We start from the raw sequence: 19,910 nt of genomic DNA, 5'->3' as shown, positions 1-19,910 counted from the left end.
ATTTAGGGTTACCTCCTCAATTAAGTCTATGAGTCTCTTATGAAGAGCAATCCAAAAAGGAATATTGCACTTATGAACCCAACAGCCCCCATAAATGGAAGATAACCATCACCATTGATAGCAAGGTATGCGGAAGACACAAGGATTCCAAGAAGGAAGATATACTTTGCAATTGAATCGATCGTCCTGTATTTCCTTATCTCATCGGCTTTCTTCTCGAACCTTTCTATCTTATAGCCCCTGATAGTCTCAATAACGTCGTTAACACCCTGAGGCAGTTCCTTGATGATCTCCAGATATCTGTCACCTTCCAGTTGCAGGTACTCGAATGCCTCAAATGGGGAATAGCGCTTCATCAAGACCTTCGTGATGACAGGTTTAGCATTTTCCAGAAGGTTGAACTTCGGGTCCAGTTCAAGACAATTGGCCTCGATGAGTATCAGAGCCCTTTCAAGTGTTGAGAACTCAGTTGGCAGGGACAGGTCATACTTCAGACCAAGGGTTGCATAATTATCACTCTGGCGTTCACCGGATGAATAGTTCTGCTTCGATATGATGTCATCAAGATCAAGCTTGAACCTGCGTACATTGATGTCTTCACTGTTCACCCCGGTGATCTTCATAAATGATTCGAATACCACATCAAGCCTTTTCTTGTAAATACCATAGAAAAGATTGAGCATATTACGTCTAAGTTCATCATCGATCGTCCCCACCGCACCAAAGTCGATATAGGCAATACCATCTTCCTGCAGGATTATGTTGGAGCTATGGGGATCTGCATGATAGAAACCATCAATGTAAACCTGCTGAAGGTAACTTCTACTGATGATATCGGCATACCACTTTTTCTTTTCAGGCGACACGTCTGAAAGCTTTCTGATGGTTACACCTTCCATATACTCCATGACAAGAACGTTCTCATTTGAAAGATCATCATAGATGTGTGGAACATGAACCTCATCAAATCCTGCAAAATTCTCGTCAAACCGCCTGATATTCCTTGCCTCATTGCTAAGGTCAAGCTCACGATTGAGAAGCTCACGGAATTCATAAAGGAAACCGTCGATATCGAAATTCTTTCCAAGGCCAATGGCCCTTACAATAAGAGGTTTGATGTCATTGAGGATCGCAAGGTCAAGATTGATCGTCTCAACCAGATTTGGCCTTGTGATCTTTACAGCAACCCTTTTCCCATCGAGCTTTGCTTCATATACCTGGGCTATGGAGGCACAAGCAATAGGTTCTGTATTGAATTCATCGAATATATCAAGAATATCTATACCGGAGTGGTCAATACTTTCGTCATTCTCAACGGTACCTATGCTACAACTAAAACCCTCGAAGGCCACTTTCATCGTGTTGAAATCAAGAGGATTGACATTATCCTGAAGATTCCCGAGTTCCTCGATATAGATAGCAGGGACGATGTCAGGTCTCTTGCTAAGTATCTGACCCAGCTTTATGAATGTGGGTCCAAGTTCCTCAAGTGCCTTCCTGAGCTTTACAGCTTTATCCCGGTTCCTGGAATCCAGTACACAGGGATTCCTCCTGTTGGAAACGTAATACTGGTTGACCTCACTATACAGAAGGCTGAATAGATTGTACTTTGAGAATACCCTGAAAATAGTAATGTACCTGCGGATCTTCCTGAACATCAGCATTATGTTTGCCCTTGTAGTAGATATAGATTGGTATCATTCTAATAATTCTTGTTTCCTGCAAAGCAGAAGCGAATTAAGAAAAGAGTTACTGTTAGATAAAATAAATAAAAAAATATTACTGTTTGTTAACACCAAACAAGTATTTATAACAGGATTCTTATGTAGAATGAAAAACTTCCTGTCAAAAACAGGCTTTTTGGCCGGTTGAGATACCTGTATGTGACCACAATGACCGAAAAACCTATCGTCCAGCTCAAAGGAGTATCCTATTTCTACGCAAGTAGCAAGACAAAAGCTCTTGACAACATCGACCTCGATATACACTCCGGAAAGAAGATAGCCATCCTCGGAGCCAACGGTGCCGGTAAATCCACCCTTTTCAAGCATCTTAACGGCATACTCAAGCCTGCATCCGGCGAGATACTTGTAAAAGGAGAACAGATATCGAAGAAGAATATCAGGAAGGTTCGCCAGACCGTAGGGATAGTGTTCCAGAATCCTGACGACCAGATACTTGCACCTACCATCGAACAGGATGTGGCATTCGGCCCCATTAACATGGGACTGGGCGAGGAAGAGGTAGAAAGAAGAGTAAAGGAGGCACTGGAACTTGTGAACCTTTCAGGTTTCGAGGAACGTTCTCCACACCACCTCAGTGGTGGTCAGAAGAAGCTTGTAGCAATCGCCGGAGTGCTGGCAATGCAGCCTGAAGTCGTAGTACTGGACGAACCCACAGCAGGACTTGATCCATTAAGTGCCGAGAATATCATGAAGATAATTGACGGCATGAACAAAAAATTCGGCATAACTGTAATCCTCTCGACACATGATGTAGACATAGTTCCTCTTTTTGCAGATATCGTCCATATCATGCACCATGGCAGGATCGAAGCCAGCGGAACAGCCAGAGAGATATTCAAGAAACACGAGATCCTTGAGAACGCACACCTGAGAATGCCACGCATTGCAGAAGTGTTCGAACTACTACAGGAATCCGGCATGGATGCCGATATAAAGATAACTCCCCGGGATGCAAGGGATGAGATAATCCGACTGGTCGAGAACAGGAACTAAAAAGGTCTGCCCATGGAGATCACACTTACAGATATTGAAAGGGAAGCATACAAGGATAGCCCTGTCCACAGACTTGACGGAAGAGTGAAAATACTCGCTACCATCGCGATCATTGTCTTCGCGGTCAGTCTCCCACGCATGGATGAAGCTAACTTCATGAAACTTGCGATCCTTGAGATATACCTTATCACACTCATGGCAATTGCACGCCTGAACCCTGTATATACTATTGCAAGGTTCCTGTCGATACTGCCCTTCGGGCTTGCTATCGTGATAATCCAACCCTTTGTCAGGCAGCCATTCATCGGATCATTTACAGTATACCCACTTGACCTTCCACTGGGAATCACCCTGACGTATGAAGGCATATTCTTCGGAATGGTACTACTTGCAAAATATACCGTCTGCATAACAGCCATCGTACTCATGTCCTCCACTATGAAGATGAATGACATGGTCACTTCGGCCAGACGCCTTGGTATGCCGGCAGAGTTCACCCTGATATTGTCAATGATGGTGAGGTACCTTTTCGTATTCTGGATAATACTCAAACGTATAAGGGTCGCCCAGAAGACACGCCTGTTCTACATATGGAACAAGGACGTACCACGCAGATGGATACTTGAACAGGTGGCCTACACCATAAGCTCACTTTTCATCCGCTCCTACGAACAGGGAGAAAGGACATACATAAGCATGCTCTGCAGAGGATATTCCAGTGCTGAGAAAGTATATGTTCACAAGAACAGCATCAAAAACACAGATATTCTTTTTTCAATAATAACGATCGGCATATTATTGCTGGCTTTTGTGTCCTGATCAAATAAATGGCCTTTAGAGATCACAGATGTCAATGAGATTTCAACTATGGTCGCAGGCAATCACAGATACACTTTCCTCATACCGAAGTTTGATGCCTGATAAAGAAACGTTTCGCAGGTAAGATTCCTTTTTGTCACACCTGTATTCATCTGCGTGCAACTGTGATCTATAACAAAGTAGAGGATTATACAGAGTCAAAAAAAAAGAGAAATGAAAAAGAAGGAAAGGAAGTTATTTCTTTGCAAGTTTCCCGAGTCCAAAACTAATGCCCAGCACCAGAAGGGTACCAACCACTATAGCAAGGACCTCACCCATCTTGCCCTGGCCTTCAATGGCATAGTCAGGCATAGGAGACTCTACAAAAGGAGCTGCTTCTTCCATTTCAGCGAATGTAGCTTCATCTATAACACCACCAGCAGCACTTTCCAGTCCATCCGGGTCAGGGGATGCAAGGAAAGGTGCAAGTACAGATATAAGTAAAGCAATTGCAATTCCTGCGTAGAGGAACTTCATATTCATACCTTTACTGACGGTCACACTCATGCTCCTACCCCTTTTGTGCTGGTAACGGATGAATCCAGCAGATCAGGTCTTGCTTTTCCTATGGCAGTGATGACTATAGCAGTGATAAGACCTTCGCCAATGAATCCGATTATAAGGTGGTAAAGACCCATTGCTGCAAGTCCTGCTTCCAGAGGGAAGGTTCCTGCAGCATACATCTCAATAGCACATGCAAGTGCGGACACAAACAATCCAAGCCATGCCCCTACAAAGGAAGCAGTCTTTATTCCAGCCATATCCTTTACTGCTGCAAAGGTATAGTATCCTACAAAACCGGAAATAACACCCATATTAAAGATATTTGCACCCATTGTTGTTATGCCACCATCACCAAAGACAAAGCCCTGTACCAGCAGGACGAGTGTAAGTACGAGAACACCGGCCCAGGGACTACCGAATATGATAGCTACAAGTGCAGCACCGACCATGTGCCCGCTGGTTCCCATGCCTATTGGGATGTTGAGTGCCTGTATGGCAAAAATACCTGCCGCAAGTGCAGCAAGGATAGGTACTTTCATGTCGTCAAGTTCTTTTCTTGCCCATTTAAGGGACATGAATATGAAAGGCAGAGCGATCACCCAGTAGATGATAGCCTGTCCCATTGGTATGAATGAATCAGGTATATGCATTTTAACTCCTCATGATGTTATGACCAGTGATGTGAAAATTATTAATTTTCGTAACACTTGTGGATACGTAATAGGATGTATATATACTTAATGAACTAACATTATCAAAAAACGTATTACTCATTTTTTGTAGAAACTCAGCCGGACAAAACCAAGATATATAAAAGAGAAAGTGATAGAACGGATAGAACACCATGGCAAAATACTCACCCCTCATTGCAGCAAAGGCTGTCTGGCAAATGCGGATAAGAAAAAGACCCTTTGTACTGTCACATGCTATCAATTCCAGATGCAACATGAAATGCTCTTTTTGCGAATACTGGAAAACTGAAGGGGAGGAAATGGAACTTGAAAATATATTCAGGCTCCTTGAAGAAGCAAGAGGCTTTGGAATACTCGTCTACAATGCATGGACAGTAGAGCCTCTTTTGAGGGAGGATCTGCCTGAGATACTGGCCCATGCAAAACAACTGGGAATGATTACCTCGCTCATCACCAATGGCCTGCTGCTGGAAAAGAGGATAGATGAACTGAAGGACCTTGACTATCTCTCAGTTTCTGTGGATGGCACCTCCAGTTATAAGGACATAAGAGGTATCAGCCTTGACAGGATCATGCCGGGCATCGTGAAAGCACGAGAGGTTATCAAGAACCCGCTTCTGCTGAACTGTGTCATCAGCGGGAAGAACCTCGATGATATTGAAGAACTGATCACCATGACAAAGGAACTGGATGTGAAGATCTCATTCGAGCCCATGTACGAATTCCAGGGAATTGAAAGTGACACATGGAACGACATGGGAATAAGGGATATGGAGAAATACCGCAGGACAGTGGACAGGATCATGGAGATGAAAAAGGAGGGTTACCCGATCATCAATTCCTACACATACCTGAGAATGGTCCGTGATCTCAGGACAGAGTTCACATGCCATGCTAACGATATAATACTGGATGTGACAGCAGACGGAAGTATTGAGAACTGCAGGGTGAATCGAACACCAATAGGGCATATAGATGACGGAATAGCCAATGTATGGGAGAACACGAAGAAGCTACGGAAGGATATGGCACACAACTGCAGGAAATGTCTTTTCTTTGGTTACGTAGAGAACAGTCTCATGTATAATTTCAACCTGGAAGTAGCACAGCACTATGAATGGATGTGATGGCCCACATTTATTATGAAGCGATATATTTAATAGGATCAAACCATCAAATAATAATTGAAAGGTGGTTATGATGTCCGGAACCCGAGATATAAGATCATTAATAAACATCGCTTTGTTCACTTTTATTGTAACTTTTGTCGTATTGTCATTTGCATGCACTGCAAGTGCCGAATCTACCATTGAGTTCTCCCCGGTACAGCTGAAAGTCGAGGAAAATGCAGAATTCACACTTGATATTGTAATAACACCTGATGTAAATACATCAGGTGCCGAACTGGAATTATCCTACGACCCCGACCTCATCAGTATCACCTCTATCACTGAGGGAGATATCTTCAAGCAGAGTGGAAAAAGCACCATATTCTCCAGGGGAACCATTGACAATGATGCAGGTATTGTAAACGGTGTCTATTGTGCGATCCTGGGAAACGATATGCCACTTGATCCAGGAACCTTTGCAACCATCACTTTCAGTTCAAAGGAAATATCTGGAGTAACTGAGGTTGAGATGAAGAATGTGATCCTCACCAATTCTGCAGGAGAAAAGCTCCCTGTAAACATCAACAATGCAATGTTAGCCATAGGTGATGCCGAGATCATTGCTGAAGAACAGGAAGAAATAGAAGCTACATCAGATAGTCAGCAGACAGGACAGAACACACTTGTCCCGCTTGTATTTGCCCTGATGTGCATATACTTCATTAAAAGAAGATAAGGGTCATTGAAGGATACGGTAGTCATTGACCGCCAAGTATCCCGATCGTTATCTCATTTCCATTATCAAGATGCAGCAGCTTTGCTGCACTGCCCTGGTTAAGGGCGACCTCCAGAAAACCATGGCTTCCTACAAGTGAAAGTAACTTTCCTCTGGTAACCTCACCATAGGTGCTCAGAAATGGCATCTGACGTCCGGCAATAGAGAGTATTGCGCCCTGCTGTACACTTCTCATCAGTTCATCCCCGGGAACATTGGTGATGATGTTTCCAAAACTATCAATGTACACAACCCTGGTCCTTATGAAATCCTTCTCTATCTCATAACCCGAAATATCGAGGGTCACATATTCATCCACAGGCTTCCCGATCTCCTTAAGTCCCATTCCTTTTGAGATGTGTGCGGCCACCGGAGCAAAGATATCCCTGCCATGGAAAGTAGATGATACTTCATCCGGAAGGATATCTGAACTTATCTCATATACCTCCATATCTCCCAGAAGCTTTGCCGCAGGCATGAGGAGCCCATTGTCAGGTCCTACAAGATATTGCCCACCCGCACGAACCACTATAGCCTTTCTTTCCGTACCAACACCCGGGTCGATGACACCAACATGTATCGTCCCCTGAGGATAATACCTTACAACAGAATGCATTGCAAGAGCACCTGCCTGAATATCAGTAGGGGGTATGGAATGAGTGATATCGACAATAGTGGCATCAGGGTCTATACTTAATATGACACCTTTCATGGATGCAGGATATAGCGATCCGAAATCTGTGGTGAGAGTGATTATAGACATAATAAGGATTTTGTAAATTTTAATATAAATATGTACTCCGGATGGACTGACCCTATCCCACATTATTTGAGCTGAACATTCGATAACCCGAATTCACAGGTTTCACACAAAGGCAGGGTAAAAGTGAAGATACTTCCTTTCCCGGGTTCACTTTCAACCCATATTGCCCCACCATGTAACTCGATAAGCTCCTTTGAAAGTGCCAGGCCAAGCCCGGTACCCTGATATTTTCTTGCTTCCGAAGAATCCAGTTGCACGAATGGAGTAAAGATCTTCCCAAGATCATCCATATCAATGCCGATTCCCGTATCAGTTACAGAGATATGTACAAAACCATCTTTAATATCTGCAGTCACTTTAACTGATCCACCGCTATCAGTGAATTTAATGGCATTGCTGACAAGATTGAAAAGTATCTGTTTTAGCTTTGCCTTATCGGCACATACACACCTATCTTTCTGATCAGTGGACAATTCCAGAAGAAGACCTTTAGCATCTGCAATATTCTTAAATGTAGAATAAATATCCTCATAGACCTCGTCAATATGAATGTCTTCTTTGTGTAATTTCATATTTCCGGACTCGATCCTGGAAATATCCAGTATCTCGTTGATGATGCTCAGTAAATGTTTCCCACTCTGGGAGATATTCCTTATGTAACGGGATTGCTTATCGTTCATCTCTCCTGTGAGCCCTTCAAGAAGCATATCCGAGAATCCAATTATTGAATTCAATGGGGTCCGCAGTTCATGGCTCATATTGGCAAGGAACTCTGTTTTAGTACGGTTTGCATTCTCTGCAGTTATCTTTGCCTTTAAGAGATCCTCCTGGAACCTTTTCTTTTCAGTTACATCCATGCATATTGCAAGGAAACGATCATCAGGAATAGAAACAGCATGGAGTTCCATGTAGAATACCCCATTACCCTTATTTAGAAATGGGAACTCCCCTGATAACTTGCCTTCGTCATGTAGCTGTTTAAATGACCGCAGATAGTTCTCATGTCTTGCCGGAAGTATGAAATCAGAAATATTCATCTGAAGCATCTCTTCTCTGGAATAACCAGTCACCTTACAAGCTGCCGGATTCACATCAATGAAATCACCGCGATGATCCAATACAAGAATAGGATAAGGAGAGACCGTTACATATGTCCTGTACTTTTCTTCACTCTCACGCAACGCACGCATGGTGACATTAAGCTCACGTATCTGTTCCTTTAGCTGGGGATAGTAGCTTTTACGATGGGAAGTATCCCCCAGTCCGATGATCTTCTTTCTAATAATATCCTGCCTGTCATCGTCTTCAGAGTGATTCATGATAGATTCTCTCTATATCCTTTTTTGTTGCAGGACAGGGATTGGTTGCCAGACATGGATCCACATATGCATTCTCACTTAGATACTCAAGGTCATCCTCTTTTACACCCATATGACATAATCCCGGAACTATATCCAGCTCGGAAGTCATATTTCGCAGTTCACGTATCAGACCATCCGGACCGCTGTTCTTTGATGGCACCTTACCGGACATAGCGGCTTCAAGATCCCTATATTTTGCCTCTGCATGAGAATAATTGAAGGCAACCACATGTTCCAGGAGCTGTGCATTACATTCACCATGAGGAGAATCATTGTAACCTCCAAGACTATGTGCCATAGCATGCACCAGACCCAAGCTGGCGTTGGAGAATGCCAGACCTGCATACATACTTCCAAGCATAACCTTATCCCTGAACATTAGGTTGTCAGGTTCACCATATGCTTTTGGAAGATATTCTGCTACCAGTTTAACAGCCTCCAGAGCATACATATCGGTAATTACAGAAGATGCATTTGAAACATATGCCTCAAAAGCATGACTAAGGGCATCTATTCCTGTTGTTGCGGTCAGTTCAGGATCCATAGTGACTGTGGTTTCCGGATCGACGAGTGCCAGGTCCGCGATCATAGTCTTACTGATTATGGCAAACTTACGTTTCTTCTGTTCGTCATTGATAATAGCGAATTGGGACACGTCAGCAGAAGAACCTGCGGTCGTAGGTATACATATGAAAGGAGGAGCAGGCATTACCACCTCATCGATCCCTTCCAGTTCCAGAACATCACACTGATTGGAGACTACAGCACCTATAGCCTTACCACAGTCCATGGAACTACCACCCCCCACAGAAACTATCAGGTCACAACCTGCCTCCTCATAAACCTCCGCACCCCGCATTACTTCCGAGGACTTCGGGTTTGGAGATACGCCATCATAGACCACGACATTGATACCTGAAGATTCCAACTCGCCTATAACCTCTCCGGCCCAACCTGCCTTAAAAATACCGGGGTCACTGACAAGAAATACATTTTTTCCAGACAGACTGAGAACATACTGGCCTACGAGATTCCGGGAGCCATCGCCCATTATTATCTCAGGTGCTGAGAATTTCCGAATAGGAAGAGTTCCATGAATAACATCAATTGCTCTATCAGCGTCTAACGTGGCCATACCACTACCCCTGTCATTTGCATATAACATATATGTAGGTAGAAGATCCTTCATCGATCAACCACCATTGAACCCACATAATAAAGTGGGCTATAAGATTATAAAAATGTTATCTCACTACGGCCCTTTTGAACAATTCAATAGAGAGAGACTTGTTTACCAAAAAAAGAGATAAGAAAAGCAAAGAAAAAAAGAAAGGTAAAAGAAGCAAGATAATGCCAGGGGCATTACTTGCAAAGGTCGTAGTTTGCGTTAACGATCTTAAGAGCGCAGAAGTCACCGCACATGGTACATGCGTCTTCGTCGCCTGGTGATCTGCTGTCCCTGGTTGCTCTTGCAAGTTCTGGGTCGAGTGCGTACTTGTACTGTTCCTCCCAGTCAAGTTTTGCGCGTGCTCTGCCCATTGCGAGGTCAACATCACGAGCTGTGTCCGGGTATTTGACCATGTCACCGACGTGTGCTGCAATCTTTGATGTCTTGACACCTTCAACAACATCTTCAAGGTTTGGAAGTGCAAGGTGTTCTGCTGGTGTTACGTAACAGAGGAAGTCACAGCCTGCTGCTGCGGAAGCTGATGCACCGATCGCTGTTACGATGTGGTCACGGCCTGCACCGATGTCTGATACCAGTGGACCGAGCATGTAGAATGGTTTTCTGTTGCTCATTGCCTTCATGAGCTTGACATTCATCTCTACCTGATCAAGTGGTACGTGACCTGGTCCTTCTACGATTACCTGAAGGTCGTATTTGTCGTGTGCTTTCTCTGCGCACTCGGAGTTGATGATGAGCTCCTGGACCTGTGCCCTGTCGGTTGCGTCGTGGACCGCTCCTGCGCGCATTCCGTTACCTGTTGAAAGGGTGACTTCGTGTTCCTTGAGGATCTCACAGAGGTAGTCAAAGTCTGCGTAAAGTGGGTTTTCCTTCTCGTTGTGCAGCATCCATGTGCTCATGAATGCACCGCCACGGGAACAGAGACCACCGTATCTGCCGTGTGACTTCAACCTGTCAAGGACAATGTTGTTGATACCTGTGTGGATAGCCATGAAGTTTGTACCGAGCTTTGCCTGCTCCTCGGTTGCATACCAGAGGTCGTCCTCTGTCATGTGGACAATGGAACCGTCTCTCTTTGCTGCGGTGATGAATGCCTGATAGAGTGGTACTGAACCTACTGGAAGGGAAATTGAGTCACAGACTGCTTTCCTGATACCAAGGAAGTCTCCACCTGTACCGAGCTCCATAAGTGTGTCTGCACCAGCGGCTTCAGCAGCCTGTGCTTTCTTTACTTCCATGTCAAGGTCAACAATGTCTGATGATGCACCGATGGATGCATTAACCTTTGTGGTTAAGCCTTCACCAATACCACATATCTTGATGTCCCTGTATGGGGTCATTGGGATTACAATTCTTCCTGCTGCGATACCACGTCTGATGAATTCAGGGTCTTTACCTTCGTTCTGGGCAACGATCTTCATCTCTTCTGTGATCTTACCATTTTTTGCATCTGTAACTATTGTCATGTTTATACCTCAAGTTTGGATGTAACTTACAATAACCAGATGGTATATAATGTTTGTCGAAAAATTAACTTTAGATAAAGTCAAGTTAACTTTACAGATAATAATTTTATGTTTAACTGTTCTGACAATATAAAAGTAAATACACTATTAAATCGCGAACCATAGACACTAATAAATAACACAGAGAGTGCCTGTTACAATAATGCCCGCTATGTAGAACAAATTAATTTGTCTTCACAAATAGAATTCTCACTGTGAACAAAGTAAGGATGAAAGCCTGAGAATGAAGAAGGATCATTCCTTCTTACTTTCATCGATCTTCCTTAAAATGCGCATGTTCTCCCTGTGAAGAGCTACCACCAGATCACTCAGCATACCAAAAACGAACATCTGGAAACCTGCAATGATCAGTAGTGCAGTGAGGATCGTCATGGGGATACGTGTGACACCATGGAACCACTCAACAACCACATATGTACCGGTAAACAGACCCGCCAGGATGAAAGCTCCGCCAATGATGCCAAAATAGAACATGGGATTGTGAAGTCTGGCCATCTTGTAAATGGTAGAACCGATCCTCCATCCATCCTTGAGCGGATTCAGCTTGGTGGCACCTTCCGAATGTCTTGCCAGATAGGTTGTCGGGACTTCCTCGATACGCAGGTCCTTCTTCACACTTTCAATTGTGATCTCAGACTCAACCTCGAATCCCATCTTTTTCAGTTCGAACGACTTTATCGCTTTTCTGTTGAAAGCACGATAGCCTGTGAGAATATCATCGAGCCAGACACCATAGGCCATTCCGAACATCTTGTTGATCAGCTTGTTCCCTATCAGGTTGAGCCTGGTAAATGCTCCCTTCTCATAGTCCACCAGCCTGTTCCCCATCACATGGTCGGCCTTTCCTTCCAGTACAGGGCCAAGCACCGCATGGACATCCTTTGCAAGATTGGTGCCGTCGCCGTCTGCCATGACGACATAGTCCTCTTCGATAAGATCAAAGGCCTGCTTTATTGCCTGCCCTTTGCCCTTCCCGGTCTGGACCACTACCCTTGCACCTTCAGCCTCGGCTATCTCGCGTGTCCTGTCCTTGCTGTTGCCGTCTATGACCATTATATTGTCAAAGCCCTCTGAACGGAAGTCCCTGATGACCTGACCTACGGTAGCCTCTTCATTAAGAGTGGGCAACAGAATACAGACATTATCATTAGTCATTGATACAAAATAGAAATGAAAGGTCTTAAAGCAGACCCATGCTGTCGAGCTGTTGTCTTACGACCTCAACACCCTGCTCACAGTTCTCAGGGGATTTTCCGCCGGTGACCACAAGCTTTCCTGAACTGAAGATAAGAACAACGACCTTTGGGTCATCGATACGGTAAACAAGACCAGGGAACTGCTCCGGCTCATATTCGATGTTCTCAAGACCAAGTCCGATAGCAATAGCATTGAGGTTCAGTACTGCCTGAAGATCAGCTGATGCCACGATGTTCTGTACGGTGATCTCAGGGTTCTCGATGGTCTTAATACCGATACCGTTGAGCTTCTTTGCCATGTTACCTATGACAGTGTGAACATCATCCACATTCTTTGCACCGGTACATACTACCTTACCGGATGTGAAGACAAGGAATGCTGCTTTTGGGTCAGAGACACGATATACAAGTCCGGGGAACTTCTGCTTGTTATATTCAGCACCCTCGAATTCAGCTTCTATCTTTGTAAGATCGAACTCCTCTGCAAGCTTGGTAGATGCGACCACATTTTCAATTTTGATGTTGTAATCTGACATAGTATAATCCTCATATTTAAAGCGGGCTTATATTCAACAAATCAGTATATAAACTTATACCCTCTTATTTATATAGGTTTTTAAGGACGTCACGAAATAACAAAGATAATGCAAAAATTTACATCAACTCCACTTTCGTTCAGCTATCCTCAAAATTCCTGAGTCCGTCTATTACAGCATCATATTTGCTGCAGACCCGGTCCAGAAGGTCACCATCAAGGTTCTTGTGAGTTGGGACCAGGATGTCAGCGCCTTCCGAAACCTCTACCCCGTCAGTCGATGTGCCGTAATCAGGAGCTATCACAATACCTGTAGAGGACACACCCAGACGCAGGTCACTGACAATGCGCGCAACCATATCTGTTGCAGGACGAACCTTCTTACTTATTACAAGTGCCTTTGAAGCGTACCTTTCTTTGAGGTCCGCGATCAGTTCGATACTTGATTCCGCCTTCTCAGTGTCGCCCACGTTCTCAAGAAGCCTTATGGAATCTATGATATCATCGAATGTTGTGGAACTCACCTCGATTATCTCACCGTCATAATACTTGCTTACCTTCTCAGCATAACCTTTAGAGATCACAAGCTTGTAAACATCCTCAAGCTCATCAAGTTCTTCCTCAGTAGGATCATAGGCATTGATAACCCTGTATTCCCTTATACCACACAGGTCCATCAGGGACCTGTACATAGGAGTAACACCGATGAACCTCCTGCCAAGCCACTTGTTGAGGCCGCTCTGCCCACTCTGCAGACGTGACAGCTCGACGATCTTCTTCTTCACAAGTTCTGGATCATTTGACTCCAGACCGAAATAATCAGCAAATAGAGAAGTGGTTTGAAGGATCTTGGTCCTTCCATGGGGCAGAGCCTCAACAAAACCCCTTTCCTTCAGTTCCCTTATGTGATCATAGGCTGAGTTGCCCCTCATATCCACAAGATCGGACTGGATAAGAGGCTGATGATATGCTATCATGGAAAGAGTGCGCAACATCGGTGCACTCAATTCCTTTGGAGCGAAAGGTCTGACCATATCGGTGTACTTGGGCTTGACCTGCATCACATATCGTTCACCAAGGTCGATCACCTCGATACCTGTCTCCCTTGAAGCGTACTCTTCAACTATACCAAGGGCTATAGGAATGACCTGTTTCTTCTTCATGCCCGTAAGCTTTGCCAGGGTTGCCGCATCGATCGCACCACCAGCAGCGAAAAGTGCTGCTTCGATAACCTCCCTGTCACTTACATTATTATCGATATTGTCGCTCACACTATCACCCTAAGCTGGAAAACACTCTCATACTGCCCTTATATCATGCTCTGCCGGATAGACATACAGTTCACCGAAAAGCTCCTTCTGCGTGAGCCAGACCTTCTTATCTGTTGCAAGGAAAAGTAATGATACATACGTCATGATATTCTCTGACCTGTCATCGGTCATCAGGTCGGAAAGCATAATACATTCATTCTCTCTGAAGGATTCCGTAAGCATCTCATCCATATCCCTGACACGTCCCAGTATATCCTCCTCGTGAGCGATACCAAGAACCTCATCGGTGGTTACCGCAGACCTTTCTTCCAGCTTACGATGTGTCTTACGGTCCTTTCTCCTGGTCTCGACCTTCTCGGCCTTGCGCAGTTCGACTATGAGTTCCTGAAGGGTGACAGGACGTGTGGCCCTGCGCCTTATAGGGAGTTTTGGGATAGGATATTCATCCACCTCATAGAGGTCCAGTTCATCATCGAACATATCGAAACATTCCTCTTCCTCTTCTTCCTGGACAATTCCGGTGGACTTCATACGCAGAAGGATAGCTGCATAGAGTAGGGTGCGGCCTGAAAGGCGAAGGTCCAGCATCTCCATCACTTCGATGCGTTCGAGGAACATGTCTGTCACATTGACGATATCGATATCCCATGGATTGATAGCACCATCCTTTGCAAGGTTCATAAGGATCTCCACAGGCTCGCTGAGAACATCCTCCTGGAACTCAAGATGATCCTCAGCGACACCGAGTCCTCTCAGTGTCTCAATGAACTGCGGGTCGATGGTGCATGGTAGTGAAACACCTGTAGCCCCGGCAATATCCACTGCCTGGACCACTTCCATGTCTTCTGCTATTTCGTTCAACGTAATTTCACACCCGTAATGCTTGTAATGTTGTTTTCCTGCATAGCAACACCGATCGTGCGCTCTGCAGCCTCTATCATCGGTTTTCTCAGGGAGACGACAATGAACTGTGCATTGGCGACCGCCTTTTTGACACGCTGGGCAACCTTGCCTGCATTGGCACCATCAAGGAACATATCGATCTCATCGAATGCATAGAACGGTGCAGGCCTGTACTGCTGGATAGCGAACACGAATGACAGGGCAGTGAGACTCTTCTCTCCTCCAGACATCGCTTCCAGACGCTGCAGTGTCTTTTCCTTTGGCTGTGCTTTCAGTGTCATACCGCCTGCAAATGGATCATCATAATTATCAAGTACCAGCTCACCTATGCCGTCAGAAAGCTCATTGAATATCTCCTTGAACGGTCCATTGATACCGTCATAGGCCTCCATGAAGGTATCTTTCTTGAGCTGCTCATACTGTTTTATGCGCTCAAGGATCTGCTCCCTCTCCGTGGACAGGGTATCACGCCTGGTAACCAGTTCATCGAGCCTGCCCTCAACCTCATCGTACTCATCGATGGCACGCATATTGACAGGCTCAAGGCGCTCCATTGCCTTCTCGATCGAAGCTATCCTTGTGCGGACCGTCTCATAATTAGGGACTTCCTCGGATTCCTCGATACCACGCCTCTGAATCTCCTCTGCAAGTTCTGTAACCTGCTCATCGAGGGCTTCCTTTGTAGCGTTCAGGGCCATCATCTGACGGTTGCCGTCATCGAACCTGACCCTTATCTTCTCATATTCCTTCTTCACAGCAGCATGCTCGTCATGGAGACGGACACGCTCCTGCTGGAGTTCCTTCAGTTCCTCTGCAAGCTCTTCCTCACGCTGCTGTTTCTCCTTAAGGCTTCCCTCCAGTTCAGATATCTTAGCCTTGAGATCAGCTACACGCTGCTTATGATTGGCCTTGTTCTCATCCATGGTCTTGATGAGTTCCCTGTTGTCCTCGATCTTCGAGGTCGCATTATCATGATTGAGCTGGAGTGCATTCAATGTGGAATCTATATCCCTTACACGACCATCCAGACGTCTCAGTTCCTCATCGAGCTGTTCTGCCTGCCTGTTGAGTTCAGGTACCTCAGAACCTGCAAGCTTCTTCTCGAGGACCTCGATGTCCTTCTCAAGTGAGATAACAAGCTCTTCTTTCTCCTGCTTCTGGGTAACGGTCCTGTCCATCTCTTCCCTGAGTTCCTTGCGGGACTCCTCGATAGCAGTCAGTTCCTGACCCTTTGACTCAATGAGCTGGGTAAGGCGCTCGCCTCTGCCTTCTATCTCATCGAGCTGTACCTGCTTCCTGGATATCTCCTTGTCATGCTCATGGATCTCACGGTTGATCTGTGAGATATGACCTTCCACCTGGTCCAGTTTCTTGATCGCATTGGCACGCTTTGAATCGAGCTCGGTCAACTTCTCAGCGATCTTCACGAGCTTGTCCTTCTCGGAAGCAGCAAATGAAAGACCTGAACTCTGCGGCTGGGATCCACCGACCATTGCACCGCTCTTCTCAATGACCTCCCCTTCAAGGGTGACCATCCTTAAGCCTCCCATAAGACGGCGGGCATTGGTAAGTGTATCAACGACAAGTGTGTCCCTGAAGACATTCCAGAATGCAGCCTCGAACTTCCTGTCAAAATCAACAAGGTCCATCGCATAGCCGATCACACCCTCCCTGTCAGAAAGATCCTTATATGGCCTGCGGGCTTCCATCTTGTTCAGTGGCAGGAATGTAGCTCTCCCTCCCCTTCTCTGTTTAAGGAAGGATATGGCCCTTGAGGCATCCTCGTCAGTCTCGACAACGATTGACTGCATACGCCCACCGGCAGCGATGCCCAGAGCATTGGAATACTTCTGGTCCACACTACCAAGTTCTGCGATGGTTCCGTATATTCCCGGCAGACCGTGGTGCTTCTTCTCGTTCATCACCATGTCAACCGCTTTGGAATACTTGCTGTGGTCCTCTGCGGCACGCACACGCATCTCGATCCTTGCATAATCATTCTGGTGCTTTCGAAGCTCTTCCTCGAATTCCTTTACAATGGTCTTTAACTGGGAACGGTTGTTCTCAAGGTCATCGATATCCTTTGTCAGGACATCTATCTTCTCATTGAGCTTCTCTATATCATATTCAACGGACTTCGTGTCACTGTCAGAGGATTCAGCCTTTGACTTCGCATCAGCGATCTCGCTTTCGATGTCCCTTACCTCTGCGGACTTCCTTCTCAGTGAATCAAGAAGACGGTCCTCCTGACGCATCAGTTCGTTCTTCTCATCCTTAACGGTCTCGAGCTTTGACCTGAGGGTGCTGAGCTCATCCCTTGTCTGGGCGAACTTCGCATCCACATCAGCGATCTTGCTCTGGAGGATCATGCGCTCGGTCTTGCGCTCGGACATCTCGGCAAGGATATTCTCCTTCCTCATTGTCTCTTCGGAGATACTGGAATCGAGTTCCTCGATCTTACCTTTTATCTCATCGATCTCAACGAAGATCTTCCTTCGCCTTGATTCGACATCTTCCATCTCCTTTTCTGAAAGCTCGATGGTATCGACACACCTTGACACCTCACCCCTGATGCCCTCTATTTCCTTCTTTATGCGGATCTGCTCGTCCTCACCCATCCTCTGGATGTTGAGGGTCATCTCCTCGAGTTCCTGCTCAAGCTTCTCCACATCAAGACGTTTGGTCTCAAGGTCAAGTTCCAGCTTACCAAGGACCTCCTCCTTGGCGAGGATATCATCGGCAACGGAAAGAAGTTCGGTCTTTGCATCCTTGAGCTTTGCAAGCAACACAAAACCCTCGAACTTCATCTTCTCTTCTTTAAGGGACTGGTATTTGAGAGCCTGGTCACGTTCGGTCTTCAACTTACCGAGCTGCTGACCGACCTCTTCTATGATTATGTCTACCCTCTCCACCCTCTCACGCACGATATCAAGCTCGCTGAGTGCCCTGTCCCTCTTACTGTCGAACTCGGCCACACCTGCGATCTCATCGATGATCTTACGTCTTTCTGTGGGTGTCATGTTGATGATGCGTGTGACATCTCCCTGCATCACAACGTTATAGCCCTCGGGGGTCACACGGGCCTTCGAAAGATAATTGTGAACTTCGCCAAGGCTCACTGCCTTGCCATTGAAATAGAAATAACTGTAATAGCCGGAATCTGTCTCGCGGATCTTCCTTGTGATGGAGATCTCGTCGGCATCGAATGGCATCTCACGGTCCGTATTGTCGAAACGGATGGTTACCTGTGCAAAGTCAGGTTTTTTGGAGCCTTCACCGTTGTAGATAAGGTCAGTGAGCTTTTCAGCCCTCAGTGTCCTTGAACTGGAAAGACCGAGCACAAAGAGGATACCATCTATGATGTTGGATTTACCACTGCCGTTCGGACCGGAGATGGTTGTGAAACCATCAAAAAAAGGTATCTTTACCTTTTTCCCGAAAGATTTGAAGTTTATGAACTCAAGTTCCTTGATATGCACGCGAATCCTCTGTTTTTATGAGAATATCATCTTCTTCGTGTAGTGACCACGACCGCATCTTCATCTTCACGAGATTCAACGGTCTCGTACTCGGAATCCTCGTCATTGCAGGATGCCGGAGTGTCCTCTTCTGCAACAATATAGTTACAGTTTTTGGTATCTCTGCGGGAATCCCCTGAGAGCCTTAGCTGACGTTCATCATCAGTCTCTGCAATGATATATTCCGACCTGTGTTCAGGTTCAGGCATTTCCGGTGGCTTCACTGAAGGGATCTCCCTCACATTGAAGCGTACATTGGACGATGATGGCACTGGTGTGCGAGCTGCAGGAGCGTCCTCATCGGACCGGATGGTTACCTTTGAATTCATAGGTCCTGCAGAGGGAGCTGATACCTTGGGAGCCGGTCTGGCACTGACAGGAGCAGAGGGGACTGCGGATGGGGAAGGAACTTGTTCTTCTTTAGGAGGTAATGGTGATGTCTCAACAGGTTTTGGCTCCGGCCTGTATAACTTTGGAGCAGGAGCAGGTGTTGGAGCTGATTTTGGAACAGGGGTTGCAGTTGCTTGTGGCGCATCCTTTTCAGGGATCTCCACTGAAGTCTTCTTCTCAACTACTGGTTTTGGAACCGGTGTCTCCTTCAGAGAACGGATCATCGACTTCTGGTCAAGGAGCTCATCCATGACACCATTTATATTATTGTTCATGGCCTGGACCTTACGTTCGAGTTCCACGATCCGGTTATGGAAATCCAGATCGGTCTTAAGGTCGCTTCTTATCTCTCGGAGTATAGACTCACGGAGATTGGTCTTGATATCATCTATCTCTGATTCTTTTTCCTTGAGCTGCCGCTCAAGGCGTTCAATTACAAAGTCCCTGTTCTCTGTATTCATGAAAAGCCTCGCAGATCCATTCAGTCCCTCATCGCCTTCAGGCGAAAACCACGTTAATATATGAATAAAAGTATAAATATACCTTATGGTCAGCACATATTATCTTTTCCAAGCAATAAATAAC

Annotated in this window: 17 protein-coding genes; 4 read left to right on the top strand and 13 right to left on the bottom strand. The window is 45.7% G+C overall.

The genetic code is table 11. The features are described 5' to 3' along the window. Window positions 1-26 precede the first annotated feature (26 nt). Complete coding sequence (locus tag V7O63_RS03955; protein ID WP_340820224.1) at window positions 27-1,658, bottom strand: lipopolysaccharide core heptose(II) kinase RfaY; 1,632 nt, start codon at window positions 1,656-1,658, stop codon at window positions 27-29. Between the two features lie 234 nt (window positions 1,659-1,892). Between V7O63_RS03955 and V7O63_RS03950 the strand changes: the two genes are divergently transcribed. Together V7O63_RS03950 and cbiQ are read left to right on the top strand one after the other, a co-directional pair. After that, window positions 1,893-2,738 carry an ATP-binding cassette domain-containing protein gene (locus V7O63_RS03950; protein WP_340820223.1) on the top strand — a complete coding sequence of 282 codons (846 nt, stop codon included), beginning with the start codon at window positions 1,893-1,895 and terminating at the stop codon, window positions 2,736-2,738. A 12-nt stretch (window positions 2,739-2,750) separates the two neighbouring features. After that, window positions 2,751-3,557, top strand: a complete 807-nt coding sequence (gene cbiQ / locus V7O63_RS03945; RefSeq protein ID WP_340820222.1) for a cobalt ECF transporter T component CbiQ — start codon at window positions 2,751-2,753, stop codon at window positions 3,555-3,557. Window positions 3,558-3,791: 234 nt separating this feature from the next. On the opposite strand, the gene V7O63_RS03940 is transcribed toward cbiQ, so the two are convergent. After that, window positions 3,792-4,103 (bottom strand): PDGLE domain-containing protein, encoded by a 312-nt coding sequence (locus V7O63_RS03940; protein ID WP_340820221.1) that lies wholly within the window; start codon window positions 4,101-4,103, stop codon window positions 3,792-3,794. Then, the gene (gene cbiM / locus V7O63_RS03935) at window positions 4,100-4,750 is read right to left on the bottom strand and encodes a cobalt transporter CbiM (protein ID WP_340820220.1); all 651 of its coding nucleotides are present in this window, start codon (window positions 4,748-4,750) and stop codon (window positions 4,100-4,102) included. The genes V7O63_RS03940 and cbiM overlap by 4 nt, the downstream gene beginning before the upstream one ends. 194 nt (window positions 4,751-4,944) lie before the next feature. On the opposite strand from cbiM, the gene V7O63_RS03930 reads away from it, so the two are divergent. After that, on the top strand, window positions 4,945-5,919 hold the full coding sequence (locus V7O63_RS03930) for a radical SAM protein (RefSeq protein WP_340820219.1): 975 nt from the start codon (window positions 4,945-4,947) through the stop codon (window positions 5,917-5,919). A 73-nt stretch (window positions 5,920-5,992) separates the two neighbouring features. After that, a complete protein-coding gene (locus V7O63_RS03925) occupies window positions 5,993-6,637 on the top strand; it encodes a cohesin domain-containing protein (RefSeq protein WP_340820218.1) in 645 nt (214 codons plus the stop codon). Window positions 6,638-6,659: 22 nt separating this feature from the next. On the opposite strand, the gene V7O63_RS03920 is transcribed toward V7O63_RS03925, so the two are convergent. The 10 genes from V7O63_RS03920 to V7O63_RS03875 all read right to left on the bottom strand — a co-directional run bounded on the left by V7O63_RS03920 (window position 6,660) and on the right by V7O63_RS03875 (window position 19,786). Then, window positions 6,660-7,439: an S-adenosyl-l-methionine hydroxide adenosyltransferase family protein gene (locus V7O63_RS03920; protein ID WP_340820217.1), complete on the bottom strand. Its 780-nt coding sequence runs from the start codon at window positions 7,437-7,439 to the stop codon at window positions 6,660-6,662. 62 nt (window positions 7,440-7,501) lie between these two features. Then, window positions 7,502-8,758: a PAS domain-containing sensor histidine kinase gene (locus V7O63_RS03915; protein ID WP_340820216.1), complete on the bottom strand. Its 1,257-nt coding sequence runs from the start codon at window positions 8,756-8,758 to the stop codon at window positions 7,502-7,504. Next, window positions 8,745-9,935 (bottom strand): iron-containing alcohol dehydrogenase, encoded by a 1,191-nt coding sequence (locus V7O63_RS03910; RefSeq protein ID WP_340820215.1) that lies wholly within the window; start codon window positions 9,933-9,935, stop codon window positions 8,745-8,747. Before V7O63_RS03910 ends, V7O63_RS03915 begins: the two co-directional genes overlap by 14 nt. Window positions 9,936-10,162: 227 nt before the next feature. Beyond that, the gene (thiC, locus tag V7O63_RS03905; protein WP_340820214.1) at window positions 10,163-11,452 is read right to left on the bottom strand and encodes a phosphomethylpyrimidine synthase ThiC; all 1,290 of its coding nucleotides are present in this window, start codon (window positions 11,450-11,452) and stop codon (window positions 10,163-10,165) included. Between the two features lie 294 nt (window positions 11,453-11,746). Beyond that, window positions 11,747-12,667, bottom strand: coding sequence for an S-layer glycoprotein N-glycosyltransferase AglJ (gene aglJ, locus V7O63_RS03900; RefSeq protein WP_340820213.1), 921 nt, complete (start codon window positions 12,665-12,667; stop codon window positions 11,747-11,749). Window positions 12,668-12,692: 25 nt separating this feature from the next. Then, window positions 12,693-13,244 (bottom strand): TATA-box-binding protein, encoded by a 552-nt coding sequence (locus tag V7O63_RS03895; RefSeq protein ID WP_340820212.1) that lies wholly within the window; start codon window positions 13,242-13,244, stop codon window positions 12,693-12,695. A 139-nt stretch (window positions 13,245-13,383) separates the two neighbouring features. Beyond that, window positions 13,384-14,514 (bottom strand): SMC-Scp complex subunit ScpB, encoded by a 1,131-nt coding sequence (gene scpB, locus V7O63_RS03890; RefSeq protein WP_340820211.1) that lies wholly within the window; start codon window positions 14,512-14,514, stop codon window positions 13,384-13,386. A 27-nt stretch (window positions 14,515-14,541) separates the two neighbouring features. After that, window positions 14,542-15,375: a ScpA family protein gene (locus tag V7O63_RS03885; protein ID WP_340820210.1), complete on the bottom strand. Its 834-nt coding sequence runs from the start codon at window positions 15,373-15,375 to the stop codon at window positions 14,542-14,544. After that, a complete protein-coding gene (smc, locus tag V7O63_RS03880; RefSeq protein WP_340820209.1) occupies window positions 15,372-18,896 on the bottom strand; it encodes a chromosome segregation protein SMC in 3,525 nt (1,174 codons plus the stop codon). Before smc ends, V7O63_RS03885 begins: the two co-directional genes overlap by 4 nt. Before the next feature lie 26 nt (window positions 18,897-18,922). Further along, the gene (locus V7O63_RS03875) at window positions 18,923-19,786 is read right to left on the bottom strand and encodes a hypothetical protein (RefSeq protein ID WP_340820208.1); all 864 of its coding nucleotides are present in this window, start codon (window positions 19,784-19,786) and stop codon (window positions 18,923-18,925) included. Between the last annotated feature and the right edge of the window lie 124 nt (window positions 19,787-19,910).

This window comes from Methanolobus sp. WCC4, from assembly GCF_038022665.1.
Classification (GTDB): domain Archaea; phylum Halobacteriota; class Methanosarcinia; order Methanosarcinales; family Methanosarcinaceae; genus Methanolobus.
The sequence above is the reverse complement of the archived record's forward strand: the minus strand, read 5'-3'. Positions and strand labels throughout refer to the sequence as shown.